General features: G+C 63.4%; 1 protein-coding gene. It reads left to right on the top strand.

What is annotated here, in order from left to right; all coding sequences use genetic code 11:
* Nucleotides 1-82 precede the first annotated feature (82 nt).
* Entirely contained in the window at nucleotides 83-985 is a 903-nt protein-coding gene (locus AAZU54_RS27260; protein ID WP_186553796.1) for a DMT family transporter, read from the top strand.
* Nucleotides 986-1,072: the final 87 nt, after the last annotated feature.

Raw genomic sequence — 1,072 nt, 5'->3', positions numbered from 1 at the left:
CGCTGCCTATCCAGCACTGGCTATCTGCGTGGGAGCGGGCTTGCCCCGCGATGGGTACCAATACCTGCCTGAGGATCCAGCCATGAACCTGTCGCTCTACCTGCTCACCGTGCTCATCTGGGGCACCACCTGGATTGCCCTCAAGCTACAACTGGGCGTGGTTGCCATCCCCGTTTCGATCGTCTACCGCTTCGCCCTGGCTGGGCTGATCCTGTTCGCCATCCTCCTGCTGACCCGCCGCCTGCAACCGATGAACCGCCGCGGCCATTTGATCTGCCTGGCCCAGGGCCTGTGCCTGTTCTGCGTCAACTTCATGTGCTTCCTGACTGCCAGCCAATGGATCGCCAGCGGCCTGATCGCCGTGGTGTTCTCCACCGCGACCCTGTGGAATGCGCTCAATGCGCGGGTGTTCTTCGGCCAACGGATCGCCAGCAATGTTTTGGCCGGTGGGGCGATGGGCTTGCTCGGGCTGGGGTTATTGTTCTGGCCCGAACTGTCCAGCCACGCTGCCAGCCGCGAAACCCTCTACGGCCTGGGCCTGGCGCTGCTCGGCACGCTGTGTTTCTCGGCCGGCAACATGCTTTCGAGCATGCAGCAAAAAGCCGGGCTCAAGCCGATGACCACCAACGCCTGGGGCATGGTCTACGGCGCGGCGATGTTGGCGGTGTATTGCCTGCTCAACGGGGTGCCATTCGCCATGGAATGGAACACGCGCTATATCGGCTCGTTGCTGTACCTGGTGATCCCGGGCTCGGTCATCGGCTTTACCGCGTACCTGACCCTGGTCGGGCGCATGGGGCCGGAGCGCGCGGCCTATTGCACGGTGCTGTTCCCGTTGGTGGCGCTGAACGTGTCGGCGGTTGCCGAGGGTTATCAATGGACGGCGCCAGCGCTGTTGGGGCTGGTGGCGGTGATGGCGGGGAACGTGTTGGTGTTTCGTAAACCGAAGGTCAAAGTAGTGCAAGGGGCTGTAGTTGTGCGCTGACAGGTTAGCCCTCATCGCGGGGCAAGCCCTCATCGCGGGGCAAGCCCGCTCCCACGCCAACCTAGCCTTGCGAGAATGGCGTGGGAG

The sequence above is a fragment of the Pseudomonas sp. Je.1.5.c genome, assembly GCF_051129895.1.
In the GTDB taxonomy this organism is placed as follows: domain Bacteria; phylum Pseudomonadota; class Gammaproteobacteria; order Pseudomonadales; family Pseudomonadaceae; genus Aquipseudomonas; species Aquipseudomonas urmiensis.
This window is presented reverse-complemented; position numbering and strand designations above follow the sequence as displayed.